The following is a 15588-nucleotide window of genomic DNA, read 5'->3' as shown; positions in this document are numbered from 1 at the left end:
TCAGACCAGTTTGCCGAGCCCGGATTTGGCCTGGCGGACCATCTGATCGCTAGCGCCTTCCGCTTGCGACCCGAAGCCGAACTCCGCGGTGGACCGTTGTCATTCCTCAGGTAGCCCGGCTTTACGCAACGCGCTCGCCATTTTTTCGCGGAACGAAGGTTCGAGGCAGTACGTCCGAAAGAAGCTGTTTGCCTCGCGTATGGAGAACTCAGGCTCAAGTTTCAATAGCTTGGTAACATGGGCTTTTGCTTCGTCGAGCCTGTCGAGGGATGCGAGCGCGTAAGCCATGTTGAGATGACTAAGCCAAAGACCCTCGACGTAACCACGGCGAAATGTTTCGTAAGCTTCCTGATGTTCACCTCTAGACCAATGTCGCTTTGCGGGCGCATACCACCACAAGCTCGGTGCACTCGCTCCCATTAAGCCAAGCGCTTTTTCGGCCATGGCCGCGCCAGCATCCCAATGTCCCGAAAACGCCAGGCTAAGCCCCAACGAACCTATCGCGTAGGCATCATATGGATTGAGTGCAATCGCCCTTTCAGCTTCGTACTGCAGCAAGTCGGTCTGACAATTGGCGAAGTATCCAATGGCCAGGCGAAAGCGAACGAAGCTATCATCCGGCGCTAGCTCGGCCGCACGCAGTGATGCCTTCAAGATCGCTTCGTTGAGATAGAGCCGCTTGTCGATGCTTCTCGCTTCGTCTTGAGGCAATCCGAACCCAAACGACCGCTGATTGAGCATAACGCCAGCCAATACTGCCCAGGCAGTGGCGTTGGCGGACTCCTCGCGGGTGACGCGATCGAGACATTCGCGCGCTCTGATCACCGCTGCGGGTGTGCCGACCGTTCCTGCAAGTACGCCTTGGATAATGCACTCATAAGAGCTGAGCTCGCCGGTCGGCTTCGCCTGCACCCGCTTGTACTCGGCGGTCGCAATAGCACCCGGATAGGCAGCGATTAACGTTGCAGCTTGACCAGCGAGTTCGTCTTGAAGCGATGTCGACGAGATAATTTCGGAGCCAACCTCAAAGTTCCTTGACCATACCGAACTCGCCGCGAGCGCATCACTCAGTTGAATACTGATAGCCATGCCTTTGGCCGAACCTCTCAGACTGCCACCAATGACATACTGGGCGCTCGTTTTTCGTGCTAGTTGCCCGTATTCGGTCGTCGTCATTGGTTCAGCGAGGGAGCGCTCGATGACACGCAAGGAAGAGAACTTGCCAATCGAGGCGCCAATATGCTCGGTCAAGATCGAGGCAACTGCATCATATCTTGGGTCTCCAGTATTATTGATGAGAGGGAGGATCAGAACTATCGGCCCCTGAGAGTGGGTCGGCTTGATCACTGAGCCCGTCGGCGTGCGCGGTGCAGTACTCGCGTGCACAAGCTCGGTGCGAGCCGGTTTCCAGGTCGTCCAATAGCCAATCAATCCAACGGCCAAAGCGCCTACCGCTGCCAGTAAGAACATCATGCCGAGTACGGTATTGGGACCAGATTTGATGTTGGCCAGTAGATGCATTGCTCGGCGAGCAGCGGTTTCTTTTACCGCGCTGTGGCCGATCAGGCCCGTTTCCTCGTGGCTTCTCACAATCCTGAACGGACCAAACGGGTACTTCCTTTGGCGAACATGCGAGACTGGCTCGCTACCGTGGCCAAGTATCGTGGGCGACGTGGACGCAGTTGAGGCCCGTGTCGCTTGGCTAGGCGTCTCCCAGACCACGGCGTAGGATCTGATGGGACAAGCAATGTTCTTGAGGTTTTGCTCGCCCAAATCAGCGAACTGTACCCCGACCTTGCCTCGGATTTGATCGTAGGCAGAAGACGCGATGCATATGCCGCCCGGCTCCGCGATGCCCTCAAGCCGAGCCGCGATGTTAACGCCATCCCCAAAGATGTCGTGGGGTTCGACGATTACGTCGCCGATATTGATACCCACGCGCAAAGCAATGCGCGTGTCTCCTAATTCGTCGATCGTTATCTCCTTGATACGGGTCTGGAACTGCACGGCCCCGCGGACCGCTTCGACCGCGCTTGGAAACTCTGCCAGGAATCCGTCGCCGGTATTCTTGACGATGCGGCCGCGGTGTTCGGCGATCGCCGGGTGGACAGCCTCCGTTAAAAGGGAAGTCAGTCTAGCGTGTGTGTCCTCTTCGTCGCGATGCATGAGTCGCGAATAGCCAACCACGTCGGCGGCCAAGATAGCCGCTAACCTGCGCCCAACCCGGACTGGCCGCTCCTGCGCCATGGTACGCAATTCCAAGCCGCCCCTATTCTACAATGGGTTGCAAGGATTGCCCATCCGTTTGTGCCGCCTTCTGGCCCAAAGGCAAAATACCCCGCTTCTCGGCCGCTGTTCGGGGCCAAGCAGACATCGGCCGGCCGCTTGATGAGCCCGCGCCTACCTCAGCGCGTCCGCACACCCGCCTCCTCCTCGCGCCCAAACCGCTCAACCAGAAAATCGATGAACAGCCGCACCTTCACCGACAAATGCCGGGTCGGCGGATAGACCGCATAGAGCGCCAGTGGCGGCGCGGAATATTTGTCCAGCACCGTCCGCAGCTCGCCCTTCTTCAACGCATCGGCGGCAATGAACTCCGGCAGCAGCGCGAGCCCCCTGCCCTTGATCGCGACGTCGCGCAGCACTTCGGCATTGTTGACGCAGAGCGACCAGGCCGGCTGGATCCAGTGATCGCCGTCGCTGCCCGTGAGCTTCCACTGATTGCCTGTCAGCAGGAAGCCGTAGGTCAACGAGACATGCTCGCGCAGGTCCTGCGGATGCTTTGGCGTGCCGTGACGCGCGAGATAATCGGGCGAAGCGCAGATCATGCGCGCCACCGGCATGATTTTTCGCGCGATCAAACTCGAGGATTCCAATTCCGCAATCCGCAGCGTCACGTCAAAGCCGTCCTGGACGGGATCGAGCAGATCGTCGCTGAGCACGATCTGGAGCTGAAGCTCGCCATAGCGCGCCATGAAATCGGCCAGCACAGGACCGAGCCGCATCGTGCCGAACGACATCGGCGCGTTGACCCGTAGCAGGCCGCGCGGCGCCGACTGGGCCTGCGCCACCGCCTGATCGGCGGCCTCGATCTCCGAGAGGATCACGACCGCGCGCTCGAAGTAGCGCTGGCCGTTCTCGGTCGGGCTTGCGTGGCGCGTCGTCCGGTTCAGAAGCTGGACGCCGAGGCTCTCCTCGAGGTCGGCGATGTATTTGCTGATCGCCGAGCGCGACAGCCGCAGCTGCCGGCCCGCCTCGGCAAAACTGCCGCTTTCGACCACCTTCACGAAGGCCCGGAGGCTGGCGACCTTATCCAAGGGCCGGCCCCGGCGATTGTTTCCAAATCGTAGACATAGATGTCATATTTGCATGGATTGTCTCCAATCCAAAGCGGAACGATATTTCCACCCAGAGCAAGACCGCTCCCCGAATTCTGGAGGACGACAATGTCTGGACTGCACCACGTCACCGCGATCGCCGGCGATCCCATCCGCAATTTCGGCTTCTACACCCGGGATCTCGGCCTGCGCTTCGTCAAGAAGACGGTCAATTTCGACGATCCCGGCACTTACCACTTCTATTACGGCGACGAGACCGGCCGCCCCGGCACCATCCTGACCTTCTTCCCCTGGGCCGGCGTGCCCGCCGGTCGCCGCGGCGTCGGCGAGACCCATCAGACCGCCTTCCGTGTGCCGCAGCGCTCGCTCGGCTACTGGACGCAGCGCTTCACCGAGAAGGACATCGCCTACGAGGCGCTGGAGAAGCGTTTTGGCGAGTCCGTGCTGCCGTTCACCGACCCTGACGGCATGGCGCTCGCGCTTGTGGGTGTCCCCGGTGCCGAGAACGAGCCCGGCTGGAGCAATGGCGACGTCCCGGCCGAGCACGCGATCCGCGGCTTCCATGGCGTGACCTTGCTGCTCGACAGCGCGGCGAAGACGGCTTCCGTGCTCACCGACGTGTTCGGCTTCAAGGAGACCGGACGCGAGGGCTCGGTGATCCGCTTCAAGGCGCCGGGCGATGCCGAAGGCAGCGTCGTCGACATCTACGAGGCCAAGGGCTTTTTGCGCGGACATCAGGGCGGCGGCTCCGTCCATCACATCGCCTTCCGCGCGGCCGACGACGCCGAGCAGGGCCGGATGGCGCAAAAGCTCGTGAGCAATCACGGCCTGCATCCGACCGAGCAGAGGGACCGCAACTACTTCCGCTCGATCTACTTCCGCGAACCCGGCGGCGTGCTGTTCGAAATCGCGACCGATATCCCCGGCTTCGCCGTCGACGAACCGGTCGCAACGCTGGGACGTGATCTGAAGCTGCCGAGTTTCCTCGAAGCGCAGCGCAAGCAGATCGAAAATGTTCTGCCGAGCCTGGAAGAAAGCGCGTCATGACCGAGAGCACATTCATCCATCGTTTCGAGCCCGCGACCAGCGCGGGCTCCCCTCCGATGCTGCTGCTGCACGGCACCGGCGGTGACGAGAACGACCTGCTTGGGCTCGGCAAGATGATCTCGCCCGGCTCCGCGCTGCTCTCGCCGCGTGGCCGCGTGCTCGAGCACGGCATGCCGCGCTTCTTCCGCCGTCTCGCCGAGGGCGTGTTCGACGAGGACGACGTGCGCCGGCGCGCGCTGGAGCTCGGCGACTTCGTCGCGGATGCGCGGAAGCAATACGGCATCGCCGCGCCGGTTGCGGTCGGCTTCTCCAACGGCGCCAACATCGCAGCCGCGCTGTTGCTGCTGAAGCCGGACGTCCTGGCAGGCGCAATCCTGCTGCGTGCCATGGTGCCGCTGTCGGATCCGCCGAAGGCAGAGCTTGGCGGCAAGCCGATTCTGCTGCTGTCCGGGCAGGCCGATCCGATCGTGCCGGCGAGCAATTCGGCAACGCTTGCGGCGCTGTTGTCGGAAGCCGGCGCGCGTGTCGACCACAAGGTCCTGCCGGCAGGCCATCAATTGTCGCAGGCCGACGTCACGCTGGCCCGCAACTGGATCGGCAGCGTCGACGCCAAAGCGGCATGAACCAACGAGCGGCGCATCGTTCACGAACGGTGCGCCGCTCATTCGCCTTGCGATCCGTCAGGCAGATTTTCGAAGCGATTGTTTCTTCGGTTGCGGTCTCGCCGCGCGGCCAATGGCGGCGATCGCCTCCATCTCGTCGACGAGGCCGGACCGATCGATATCGACTTTCATGGCCTCGCCGAGCAGACAGGCCGCCTTCCTGAATTGCGGCTCTGCAATCAATCGGTTCACCGCCGCGGCAATTTCCGCTTCGGAGGCGGTTGGAGGCAATTGAAGCCCTGCCCCCTTCGCTTCGACGCGCGCGGCGTTGGCAGCCTGGTCTCGCCCCATTGGCAGGATGAGCTGCGGCAGTCCGTTGATGAGTGAACGCGTGGTCGTTCCGTGGCCGCCTTGCGAGATCACCACGGAAACATCCTTCATGACGAGGTCATGGGGAGCGCCCCGGACCAAATGCACGTTCTTCGGAGCCCGGAGATCGGCGACGTCGACATTGGGACCGGCTGTTGCAAGGGCATCGATCTCGACCGCCTCCATCGCGTTGATAATGCGCTGAAACAGCTCGCGCTGACCCTGCGCGCCCGTGCTGCATGCGATCAGCCCGCGAGGACGATCCGACTGAGCCGACCATGGCGCTCGCCACGCCTCCGTCTGCCGAGATTTTGACCAGTTCGGTACATCGAGCAGCGGTCCGACATAGCGGAAATTGTCGGGCAGCGCGTCCGCTTGAAAGTCGAACGCTCGACTGGTCGCGAGCAAAAGCCGGTTGGCCCGATCGAACAGATCGTAGACATCTGCCAGAAGCGGAAGACCCAGATCGGCACGCGCGCGGTTGAGACTTGGCAGAAACACATTGAGTGTTTCGGTAAGCCTGGCATTGGCGGCGTCGACTTCGGCGCGCTCTTCCGGCGTTTTCGGTTGCCTCAACCCGCTGGTGGCCGGCGGCATTCCCGGCAGGGGCCGAATGCTGACATGAGGGGACAGCAGAGCGAAAGGCACGCCTGACGCCTCCGCCCCGAGCGCAGCTCCAAACAGCACGTCAAGCACGAGAACGGCATCCGTCGGCATACGGCCGATCTCATCCCGTACATCGGCCGCATAGAGCGCAGCAGGATCAAAGACGGCCTGGCGTAGAAAGTCTTTCACATCCGAGACGTCCACCGGATCCGCAGCCTTTCCGGTCGGGGCGCGGCGCCATGCGACAAATGCAAAGCCGGAGGCCTCGACTTCCGAGCGCATCGCCGGATCCGCCATCACCCGGATATGATGTCCATTCCGGTGCAATCTCCGCGCCGCAGTCAGCAGCGGGCTCAAATTCCCGAGGGTCCCCCACGACGCCAGCAGAAAATTATAAGACATCGTAGAACCCTTTCGTCACGGTTGCGAATGCGCTGTCGCAATCCATCCTGCGCAACCCAATGCAGGCTTCCGGACGGACGCGTGGCTGCGCTTGTGTTCGCGCGGGCCACGCCAAGAATGGAGCGGCGCGCGCTACCGAACGATGTCTCCCCGGAGGGAGATGGTTACAGCCGTAAGGAGAGGAAGGCCGCTTATGGGCCAACGCGGACATTGGAGCTGATGGCCAGGTCCGCTAAGCGGCAAGAGCGGTCCAACTGTTCAGGACGCGGATTTGTCCGCTAAGGGCCACATCCGGACATCTAGGATGTTGCCGCTCCCCGAGAACTGTTATTGTTGAGCGGTCTTGCGTCTAGGGGATGATGATTGTGTCTCCAGCAGAACTGTCGAACAGCGAGGCGGAACTCCGGTCGTTCATTTCGGTCGCGATCCCAACCTTTCGACGTCCTTTTGGGCTGCAACGCGCGATCGAAAGCGTGCTGCAGCAGGACTTCTCCGATTGGGAAATGGTGATCAGCGACGACGAAGGGTTAGTGGGCGAGAGTTGTCGCCTCTTGTCCGAATATGTCAGCACAGAACCGCGCATCCGAGTCGTCGAGAACCGCAGAGGCCGTGGTCAGGTCGAGAACACGAACAATGCGATGCTTGCGTGTCGCGGTCCCTGGATCAAATTGTTGCATGACGACGACTGGCTCGCGCCAGGGGCGCTTACGTCTTTCGCGAGACTTGCGTTGGCCTACCCCGCCGCGGCAGTCATCACCTCCACAAGCCATCTGGTGCAAGACAAAGGCATAAAGTACCGGCAAGGGGGTGAGATTTACGTGTATTCGGGCCAACAGTGCCTGACTGATCTCTATTTGGTGGGCAAAACGCGGTCGCTCGGAATTGTCCCATCGACGCTGTTGGTCAATAGCAACGTCGTCAAAGCCGGCTGCCTGATGCGAAACTACAAGTCGATAAGTTGGGGGGTCGACCAACTGTTCTTCATTGATCTGGCCTGCCATGGTGACATGGTAGCGATAGACGATGGTCTTATCTTTTACGACATGACCAACCACCCCTGCATCACGGCAGACGGGTCGTTCACTCACATTGACCAAGAGACAGTCGATCTCAAACGCCTCACTTGGAGCCTTTTGGAAGATAAAGGAGAACTTCCCGATCCTGAAACGGTCGTGCGTGCGTTGCGGGTTGCTCGACTACGCGGACGGATCGGCCGGCAGCCACTCGGCGCAACGATCCGTGACGCAATCCAAATCCTGCGCCCCTCGGTCCTGATGGCTCTCAACAAGATCATCCGTGCTCGGGCGCGCGCGCCGGGTGCAATTTAATTCATCCTTTCTGCGGGAACGCTCTGATCTGATAGCGCAGCTAACTGACCGCCGCTCGAAATGGCAAGGTCCCCTATGGGTCAAAAGCCGACACCGCGCCAACGCCCAAACACGTCAGCTTAGGGTCACAAGCCGAAATCAGCATTGAGCAACGCCACGTCTGCGAAGGGCCACAAGCCGACATTGCATACTGCGCCGTTGATGGGAATTGGAATGAGACCAGTATTTCCCGGCAACCGCAGCACTCATGGGGGGAGACCCATGATGGGGCAAGCTCGCGCTATCCTTTCGAGGTGTTCCGGCCTGTAAAATCGAGCGAGCTTTGGAACGAGTGTGGAGACGCGCAGAGCCGGCCTCGCTTCCACCAGGCGTGCACCGATCATCCGGGCTTCCTCGACCCTTCCAGACATCGCGTGGCATGCCGCCAGAATAAATTGTGCGTTGAGATAGTTGGGCCGGTGCAGCACAGCCGACTTGGCCCATGATGACCCGTCCTCGTATCGATCCGTCAAGAAATGCGCAAACGCTATGCCGGTCTGCAGCAGAAAAAGAAACGGATCCATGGGGCTTAAACGCCCCCCGGCGTGGAACTGCTTGAGCGCCGCCTCTATGTCACCGCGCCGTATGTGTTCCCAGCCGATCGTATACCGTGCGACAGCCAAGTTCGGGTTAAGCTCATGCGCTCGGGAGACGAGGGCCACGCCATCGTCCATCTCGTATAATACGGCGCCAATTGCCTGCCCGGCTCTCACGAGTACGGTTGGATCATCCTTATCGAGCTCGATCGCACGCCTTGCCAACCGTCGGGTGTCGTTCAGTTCCTGATCCGCGTCGATCGTCCAGCCGAAGATCTTTCGTTGCAGATAGCAATAAGCACCAAGCGCGTATGCTGAGGCCAATCCGGGATCGATCTCGACAGCAAGCCGGATCAGTCTGAGGGCTTCAATGTTTTGTTCGCGGGTGAATTCATAGAAGCTCGAGAGTGCACGCAGATAGTAGTCGTAGGCCTGAAGATTTTCAGTTGGCTTGCGTTTTGCGCGCTCTATCTCGGCGCGCTCCAATTGAGGAAAGAGCGCGCTAATCACGCTACTCGTCACTTGGTCCTGCAGATCGAAGATATCTTTGAGCTGGCTGTCGAACCGGTCCGCCCAAAGATGAGCACCCGTCGTGGCCTCGATCAACTGCCCGGCAATGCGAACTCGATCGCCGGATTTGCGCACACTGCCTTCGAGCACATACCGAACGCCCAGCTCGCGCCCGACCTGCCTGATGTCGATAGCCTTGCCTTTGTAGGTAAAAGTGGACTGTCGCGCGATGACGAACAGCGATTTGGACCGTGAAAGGCCGGTGATGATGTCCTCGACCATGCCGTCGGCGAAATACTCCTGCTCTGGATCGGAGCTCAGGTTGGTGAATGGCAGAACGGCCAGCGACGGTTTATCGGGAAGTGGGAGGGCGGGTTTAGCCGTCTCCCTCTGGATTTCTGTGACCGCCACAGTGGGGGCGCCGTCAGCCTCCTGCACCTTACCGATAAAGCGATAGCCCTTCCTTGGCAGCGTCTTGATCAACCGCTGTTTCTCCCCGGAATCGCCAATTGCGGACCGAGCGGCATTCAGGCGGGTCGTCAGCGCGGCATCCGACACGCACCGCCCCTTCCAAATGGCTGTGATGAGCTCATCCTTGCAAACCACGCGCTCGCGGTTGCGGATGAGGTAGTCCAGAAAGTCAAAGGTCTGTGGCGCCAGGGCAACGACGCTTGTGTCGCGGTACAGCTCGCGGCGGCCGGAATCCAGTTCGTAGTCTTCGAAGAGATAGCGCAAGACGCGAAATCCCTTGGACGGTCTCCGGTCAGGCCCGGCAACACTTGGAAAACAAAGAATAAGCTGTCCGTAAGGAAAATGTAAGCAGCAGATCAAGCGTGCCGGGCCGGATTTTGGCAGCATGCCAGGGTGGAAACACGGTGCCCGAGGATACTGCGATGAGCATGATTTATCAGACAACGGGCTTGGTCCAGACGGCAGACTCCCAGCGACGCAATGTCAGCGTTTTCAAGAATTGCTGGAACGCTTTTCAAGAGTGGCGGAAATGGGAGCGGCTGCGGCGCGATCTTTGCCACCTAAGTGATCAGGAGCTGAAGGATATCGGGATTACGTATGGCGAGATCGACTACGTGGCCTCGAACCGACATACTGACCCGCGAGGCATACGATCGGTCGGATGACGTCGACCTCCGGGAGCGGTGGACGGTCCGTTGGAAATTGGTCGACGCGAGCCGCTTGGCGGCCCAGATACCGGCTTGCGCTTAGGGTCAAAGGCCGACACCGCGCCAACGCCCCAACACGCCAGCTTGGGGTCACAAGCCGAAATCAGCATCGAGCAACGCCACGTCTGCGAAGGGCCACAAGCGGACCTTGGCCAGCATCACTCGATCACCTCAGATTGCTTAGTTGGCTGCGCGCACAACGGCCGGTGGCTGCCATGAGCCCCCACCGGCCGGCAGGATCGAAGGCGCCGTTGTCTTCGGCCAATATAAACGCATCACGAGGTAGATTTCGTCATTCGGCGCCGGCAACCAATTGGATTCCTTGTCGACGCCGGGCGAATCTTTTTGGATATACAACGTGAGAGAGCCGTCGGCATTCTTCTTCATGTCCGGCAGCATCGGCGAGTTGATCAGGTAGCGGTTGATCGGATTCTCGATCAGCAATTGGCTCTTGCCATCATACATCGTCACCGACCAGAAAGCCTCTACCGGCGGGAATTGTCCGGCGGAAAAAGTGATTGTGTACTTGTACTTGGAACCATCGAGCACCTCGCCATCAGCAAGCGCCTTCGTCATTGGATAGACGGCCTCGATTGCGTCGTTGCCATAGATGCCGCCCTTGGCTGCGGCAGCGCGCTTCAGCCAGTCGCCGCTGTAGAATTGCCGGTCTCCGAACAGCGATCCGATTTTCCAGCCATTTACGTCTTTCTGTCCACTAGCAAGATACTTTTCAACTTTCTCTTCGCCGTCCTTCATCCCCAGCCCGATTTCAATCTTGTGGGTCAGCGGAAGATCCTTGAAGTCGAAGGTCTTTCCGGGGCCGACGCCGATGCGCGTGAGCTTGGCGCGGATTTCCTTTTCCTCCGGCCCGGCCGGCGCAAATTGGAGAGCGAAGTCGAGATACTCGAAGAAGTTCTTCTTCACCAACTCCGCATTAGCCTTGGGAAAGTCGACGGCCGCTGCGGCGGGGGGCGCGGGCTGCTTGAGATAGGCCGACAGGGGCTGCACCTTATAGCCGGCCTGGACCTTCTCAACGTTCGGCATATCTGCCGGATGGAAGAGCTGGGTGCGGTAGGCGGCGGCGGAAAATTGTGTCGAGGAGCGAAACATCTTCTTGATGCCAGGCGGAGTGGCACCCTGCCAGTTCGGCCCAACCACCATATAATCTCCGGCCTCGCTTCCGGTCGCGCGGCTACCGATATAGCCGTAATTGAACGTGTTGCCGTCGCAAAGCATCACTGAATAGTAGCGACTCTTGTCAACAGCCGGCACGGAAAGAACGATCGGCTCGGCGCGCAGATCGAGCCATAACAGCGAATAGGGCGTGTCGCTATTGGGAGTTATTACGGCCGTGTCTTTGTATGTATAGACACGCGCCTCGTTTTTGATCTGGTTGAACGGCGCCTTGAATTGCCCAGAGTTCCTGTCGACGGCATATTCGTACATGACGGCGTAGTTCATCACGATCGGCAGCCCGTAGATGAAGCCTTCCTCGGCGATGGCCTTGGCCTCGCGGATGTCAGGCCATTCCGCCTGCGACACACTTGGCGTCAGTGCGAATATCGAGCCCGTCAGAGCGGCGGCCAATACACTTGATCGAATGTTCATGTGAACCACCCACGCGCGAAAGGGCGCCAAATAGACACCCGGGAAGCTGGGTCATCATTTCACGAAATAGTCTCAGCGGACTACGGAAAAACGAACAGCTTGCAGCTGTCAGGCCAAATCGCGCTGAACTACAATCGAAATCCGATTTCATGAGCATTTTCCAATACGTTGATGCTCATTCGTTCGGAAAATGTCCGCTTCGGGTCAAAAGCCGACACCGCGCCAATGCCCCAGCACGCCAGCTTGGGGTCACAAGCCGAAATCTGCATCGAGCAACGCCACGTCTGCGAAGGGCCAAGAGCGGCCGTCGCACGCCAGCCCATGAATAAGAGAGGTCGCCTCGCGAACGACCTCTCCTTCGTGTCCGGCAATGTATCTTATTTGCGATCAGCTTTTTTGAACGGCGGCCGCGGCTTTGCGTATCACGTCGATAACCACATTTGGCTGGGAGAGCATCGGCACGTGGCTGCTCGCCACTTCGGTGACCGTCGCTCCCATGCGCTTCGACACCCAGCGTTGCAGATCCGGATGCACGGTATGGTCTTGCGTGGCCAGAATGTACCAGCTCGGCTTCGACCGCCACGCGATCTTGTCGGCGCTGAGCTTCTGTTGCTGGAACAGATTGTAGACGGGCGCATATTGGGTGGCCCAAACCAGCTTCTGGTCTTCCGCGGAGAGGTCTCCTGCGAAGAACTCGGTGCCGCTCGGAAGCATCCAGGCACGCCCATCGGCGACCTCGACGCGTGAGAAGATATCCGACGGATACTTGTCGAGCCGGTCCTGTACGGTCTCGCCGGCATCCGGAGCGACCGCTGCAATGTAGACGAGACCGACCACGCGTTCATCGGTGCCCGAGCCCGTGATGGTGGCGCCGCCATACGAATGGCCGACGAGAAGGACCGGGCTGCCAACACGATTGAGTGTGCGCCTCACCGTCGCCAGGTCCTCCTCAAAGGAGTCCAGGCCATATTGAACGGCGATCACTTCGTACCCGTCGGCCTGCAATGCTGGAATGACTTTGCTGAAACAGGAGCCATCGGCCCAAATGCCGTGACAGAAAACGATCGTTGGCTTGATTTGCGCAGACATACTGCTTTTCCTTTTTTGCACGAGCTTCAGCGATGAAGGGCATTGGAAGACCAACTCGGTTGTCGGGGCCTCCATTGCGAAAGTCAGACTATTCGTTCATAAATGGCCGATTAGCCGTCTTTCGTTCGGTTCTTTCGCGATCCAAAGTCCTGAATGACAACGATTCTAGAAAGAACGGCCGGTCTGCTGGCCTTCGTGCGGACGGTTGACGCGGGTTCTTTCGCCGGCGCCGCGCGATCGATCGGCGCCAGCCCCTCGGCGGTATCGAAAAGCGTTTCGCGCCTCGAACAACGCCTCGGCGTGCGCTTGCTGCAGCGCTCAACGCGCACACTCAGCCCAACGTCCGAAGGCGCCGCTTACTACGAGCACGTCGCTCCCCATCTGCGCGCGATAGAGGAAGCCGACGACGTCGTGCAGGTTCCGGGAAACGTCCGTGGCGTGCTTCGGGTCACTGTGCCGAGTACATTTGGACGCCCGTTGATTTCCGCATGGGCGGGCTCGTTCCTGGAGCGCTATCCGGACATCAAGCTTGATCTCAGCGTCACGGACCGCCGTGTCGATCTCATCCGCGAGGGTTTCGACCTCGCTGTCAGAATTGGCGAATTGGAAGACACAAACCTGATCGGCCGCTCGTTAGGTGTCCTGCAATATGTTCTGGGCGCATCGCCGGAATACCTTCAGCGACGAGGAATCCCGCAGTCGATCGACGATCTCACTCAGCATGCCTGCCTTCGCCATCTGCTTGGTGGCCGGCCGCAAGCATTTACTTTTGCGGACGGCACACGGGTCATCCCCAATGGCCCCTTCGATAGCGACGATGCCCAGTCGTTGATTGAGGCGGTCATAAAAGGCGTTGGCATCACGCAGTTCATGCGCATCGCTATCGAGGACGAGCTTGCCGCCGGACGATTGAATGTCGTGCTGCCGGGCATACCGATGTTCACCACACCGGTCTACGTCCTGCACGCATTCGGACGACAACTCCCCCTGCGAGCCCGCCTGTTCATCGATTTTCTTGTCGACGCCTTGGGCGTGTCGCGCAATTTGTCACTCTGAACTTTAGGAACTGGCCAGAAACGGGTCCGACGCGCGAGCAGGGATTTCCGCCTGATCCTCTCGGCCAGTGACATCTAAAGCGCGGGCAAGCCGGGCGGCGGCTTGCGCATGTCGGTCGCCTGCTCATAGGCGTAGGCCAGACGCAGCAGCTTGTGCTCGCTCCAGGCACGGCCTGCGAAGGTTACGCCGAGCGGATAGTCAGGCGTGTCCTTGTCGTCTGCTCCCGAAATGAAACCGCCCGGCACCATGACGCTGGGATAGCCCGCCTTCGCTGATATCACGCAGCCGGCGGCGCCGGGAAACAGCACCGCGTCGAGCTTGTACTGGTTCATGTAGGCGTCCATGCCGCGCGTCTTGGCGGAGAGCAGGTCCATGGCCCGCGCCGATTTGTACTCGCGCTCGCTGAGATCGCCTCTGGTCATGTTGGCGGCGAGGAACAGGTCCTGGCCGAACCGCAGCGCCGTCTCAGCGTTCGCCTCGTTGAAGGCCACGATGTCGGCCATGGTCTTCATCTCTGTGTTCGTCGCCCAATCGCTGAGGTAGAGATTGAGATCGTGCTTCAGCTCGTAGAGGAAGACGATCGGCGGCGTCGCCAGATTACCCTTGTTGCGACTCAGGGGATTGCGATTGAGCACGTTCATGCTCGTACCCGGCCCGCCGATCCAGCCAGATGTTGGCATGTTGGCACGCACGATGATGGCGCCCAGATCCTCCAGCACCTTGATCGCGTCGACCATCACCTTGGCCGACCTGGGCGGCAGCTTGCCGTAATAGCGATCGTTGAGCGGGTCGGTCGAGTCGCTCGGCACGCCGATGCGCGCGCCCTTCATCGCGTCGGTCGCGAGGTCGGCGGTGTAGTCGACCGGCCGCCGCTGCCGCTCGGTCGCGGGGTCGAGTGGGTCTTCGGCCGCGAACACGTTCAACAGCATCGCCGCGTCGCGCACCGTGCGCGTCATCGGCCCTGCAGTGTCCTGGCTGTGCGCGATCGGCAGGATGCCGGCGCAACTGACCAGCCCAACGGTCGGCTTCACGGTGACGAGGCCGTTTTGGCTTGCGGGATACAGCAGCGAGCCCGACGTCTCGGTGCCGATCGAGGCCGAGCACAGGCCGGCCGCCACCGCGACCGCCGAACCCGCGCTTGATCCGCCTGGCTGCACGACCGGAATGCCGTGATCGCCCATCAGCGCCGGCGCGTAAGGGTTTTTCACTTGGCCGCCGAGCGACGAATAGCCCGAGGGCATGTCGGCCGCGAGAATGTTGGCGAACTCCGTCAGGTTCGCCTTGCCCAGGATCACCGCACCGGCCTTTCGCAGCAGCTTGACGATTGTCGCGTCTCTCCTGGCGCGCGCGCCCTCCAGTGCCAGCGAGCCCGCCGTCGTCGGCTGCTTGTCGCCGGTCGCGATGTTGTCCTTCACCAGGATCGGGATGCCCGCCAACGGCCGCTTGGCCGATGGTTTTGTGTCGTCGAGCTCGCCAGCGATCCCGAGCGCGTCGGGATTGATCGCGCGCACGGAGTTGAGCGCGGGCCCGTTGCGGTCATAAGCTTCGATGCGCGCGAGGTAAGCTTTGGTCAGCGCCGTGGCAGTGACCTGTCCGCTGGCCAGCGCATGAGCGATATCGCTCATCGGCGCATTGTCGAGCTTCAGAGTGATCGGTGCTTCAGCGCTGACGGCAGCCGCGGCGATGCCGGCATCGCGGCGGGATGGCTTCTTCATGGCGTGCCTCGCCTGACGGCGCGTCCCGAACCATGACGCCGCGATGATCGTATATTGCCGGTGTTTTGCCCGACGGGTCAACCGCATCGCATGGCTCAGCAAGCCATCGAGCGGACCGTGCAAGCCATTGAAATATCTAACCCCGGCTACTGTGCATGGGGTTGT

12 protein-coding genes are annotated in these 15588 nt (G+C 60.4%); 5 read left to right on the top strand and 7 right to left on the bottom strand.

What is annotated here, in order from left to right; translation table 11 throughout:
• Positions 1-99: 99 nt before the first annotated feature.
• Together AB7535_RS07270 and AB7535_RS07265 are read right to left on the bottom strand one after the other, a co-directional pair.
• On the bottom strand, positions 100-2247 hold the full coding sequence (locus AB7535_RS07270) for an adenylate/guanylate cyclase domain-containing protein (RefSeq protein WP_439037251.1): 2148 nt from the start codon (positions 2245-2247) through the stop codon (positions 100-102).
• A gap of 158 nt (positions 2248-2405) precedes the next feature.
• Positions 2406-3317 carry a LysR family transcriptional regulator gene (locus AB7535_RS07265; RefSeq protein WP_085403115.1) on the bottom strand — a complete coding sequence of 304 codons (912 nt, stop codon included), beginning with the start codon at positions 3315-3317 and terminating at the stop codon, positions 2406-2408.
• Between the two features lie 129 nt (positions 3318-3446).
• Between AB7535_RS07265 and AB7535_RS07260 the strand changes: the two genes are divergently transcribed.
• Positions 3447-4385, top strand: a complete 939-nt coding sequence (locus AB7535_RS07260) for a ring-cleaving dioxygenase (protein WP_085403113.1) — start codon at positions 3447-3449, stop codon at positions 4383-4385.
• On the top strand, positions 4382-5008 hold the full coding sequence (locus AB7535_RS07255; RefSeq protein WP_085403112.1) for an alpha/beta hydrolase: 627 nt from the start codon (positions 4382-4384) through the stop codon (positions 5006-5008). Before AB7535_RS07260 ends, AB7535_RS07255 begins: the two co-directional genes overlap by 4 nt.
• Before the next feature lie 57 nt (positions 5009-5065).
• Here AB7535_RS07255 and AB7535_RS07250 read toward each other — a convergent pair whose 3' ends face one another.
• Complete coding sequence (locus tag AB7535_RS07250; RefSeq protein WP_349642910.1) at positions 5066-6244, bottom strand: glycosyltransferase; 1179 nt, start codon at positions 6242-6244, stop codon at positions 5066-5068.
• Positions 6245-6723: 479 nt separating this feature from the next.
• Here AB7535_RS07250 and AB7535_RS07245 point away from each other — a divergent pair, with 479 nt between their 5' ends.
• On the top strand, positions 6724-7692 hold the full coding sequence (locus AB7535_RS07245; RefSeq protein ID WP_085403208.1) for a glycosyltransferase family 2 protein: 969 nt from the start codon (positions 6724-6726) through the stop codon (positions 7690-7692).
• A 245-nt stretch (positions 7693-7937) separates the two neighbouring features.
• Here AB7535_RS07245 and AB7535_RS07240 read toward each other — a convergent pair whose 3' ends face one another.
• Positions 7938-9512, bottom strand: a complete 1575-nt coding sequence (locus tag AB7535_RS07240; RefSeq protein WP_085399438.1) for a winged helix-turn-helix domain-containing tetratricopeptide repeat protein — start codon at positions 9510-9512, stop codon at positions 7938-7940.
• A gap of 158 nt (positions 9513-9670) precedes the next feature.
• Here AB7535_RS07240 and AB7535_RS07235 point away from each other — a divergent pair, with 158 nt between their 5' ends.
• Positions 9671-9913 carry a DUF1127 domain-containing protein gene (locus tag AB7535_RS07235; protein WP_085399443.1) on the top strand — a complete coding sequence of 81 codons (243 nt, stop codon included), beginning with the start codon at positions 9671-9673 and terminating at the stop codon, positions 9911-9913.
• A gap of 222 nt (positions 9914-10135) precedes the next feature.
• Here the strand turns inward: AB7535_RS07235 and AB7535_RS07230 are convergent, their stop codons facing one another.
• Positions 10136-11563 carry a DUF1254 domain-containing protein gene (locus tag AB7535_RS07230; RefSeq protein WP_063984452.1) on the bottom strand — a complete coding sequence of 476 codons (1428 nt, stop codon included), beginning with the start codon at positions 11561-11563 and terminating at the stop codon, positions 10136-10138.
• A 387-nt stretch (positions 11564-11950) separates the two neighbouring features.
• Positions 11951-12652 carry an alpha/beta fold hydrolase gene (locus AB7535_RS07225; RefSeq protein ID WP_085399436.1) on the bottom strand — a complete coding sequence of 234 codons (702 nt, stop codon included), beginning with the start codon at positions 12650-12652 and terminating at the stop codon, positions 11951-11953.
• Positions 12653-12805: 153 nt separating this feature from the next.
• On the opposite strand from AB7535_RS07225, the gene AB7535_RS07220 reads away from it, so the two are divergent.
• A complete protein-coding gene (locus tag AB7535_RS07220; RefSeq protein ID WP_063984453.1) occupies positions 12806-13708 on the top strand; it encodes a LysR family transcriptional regulator in 903 nt (300 codons plus the stop codon).
• Between the two features lie 74 nt (positions 13709-13782).
• Here AB7535_RS07220 and AB7535_RS07215 read toward each other — a convergent pair whose 3' ends face one another.
• Positions 13783-15423 carry an amidase family protein gene (locus AB7535_RS07215; RefSeq protein ID WP_135214992.1) on the bottom strand — a complete coding sequence of 547 codons (1641 nt, stop codon included), beginning with the start codon at positions 15421-15423 and terminating at the stop codon, positions 13783-13785.
• Positions 15424-15588: the final 165 nt, after the last annotated feature.

The sequence above is a fragment of the Bradyrhizobium sp. 956_D2_N1_4 genome (assembly GCF_052076025.1).
Lineage (GTDB): Bacteria > Pseudomonadota > Alphaproteobacteria > Rhizobiales > Xanthobacteraceae > Bradyrhizobium > Bradyrhizobium barranii.
The sequence above is the reverse complement of the archived record's forward strand: the minus strand, read 5'-3'. Positions and strand labels throughout refer to the sequence as shown.

Coding starts and splice junctions, on each gene's coding strand:
- AB7535_RS07270 (WP_439037251.1), bottom strand. CDS start 2,247: ATGGCGCAGGAGCGGCCAGTCCGGGTTGGGCGCAGGTTAGCGGCTATC.
- AB7535_RS07260 (WP_085403113.1), top strand. CDS start 3,447: ATGTCTGGACTGCACCACGTCACCGCGATCGCCGGCGATCCCATCCGC.
- AB7535_RS07255 (WP_085403112.1), top strand. CDS start 4,382: ATGACCGAGAGCACATTCATCCATCGTTTCGAGCCCGCGACCAGCGCG.
- AB7535_RS07250 (WP_349642910.1), bottom strand. CDS start 6,244: ATGCGCTCGGAAGTCGAGGCCTCCGGCTTTGCATTTGTCGCATGGCGC.
- AB7535_RS07245 (WP_085403208.1), top strand. CDS start 6,724: ATGATTGTGTCTCCAGCAGAACTGTCGAACAGCGAGGCGGAACTCCGG.
- AB7535_RS07235 (WP_085399443.1), top strand. CDS start 9,671: ATGAGCATGATTTATCAGACAACGGGCTTGGTCCAGACGGCAGACTCC.
- AB7535_RS07230 (WP_063984452.1), bottom strand. CDS start 11,563: ATGAACATTCGATCAAGTGTATTGGCCGCCGCTCTGACGGGCTCGATA.
- AB7535_RS07225 (WP_085399436.1), bottom strand. CDS start 12,652: ATGTCTGCGCAAATCAAGCCAACGATCGTTTTCTGTCACGGCATTTGG.
- AB7535_RS07220 (WP_063984453.1), top strand. CDS start 12,806: ATGACAACGATTCTAGAAAGAACGGCCGGTCTGCTGGCCTTCGTGCGG.
- AB7535_RS07215 (WP_135214992.1), bottom strand. CDS start 15,423: ATGAAGAAGCCATCCCGCCGCGATGCCGGCATCGCCGCGGCTGCCGTC.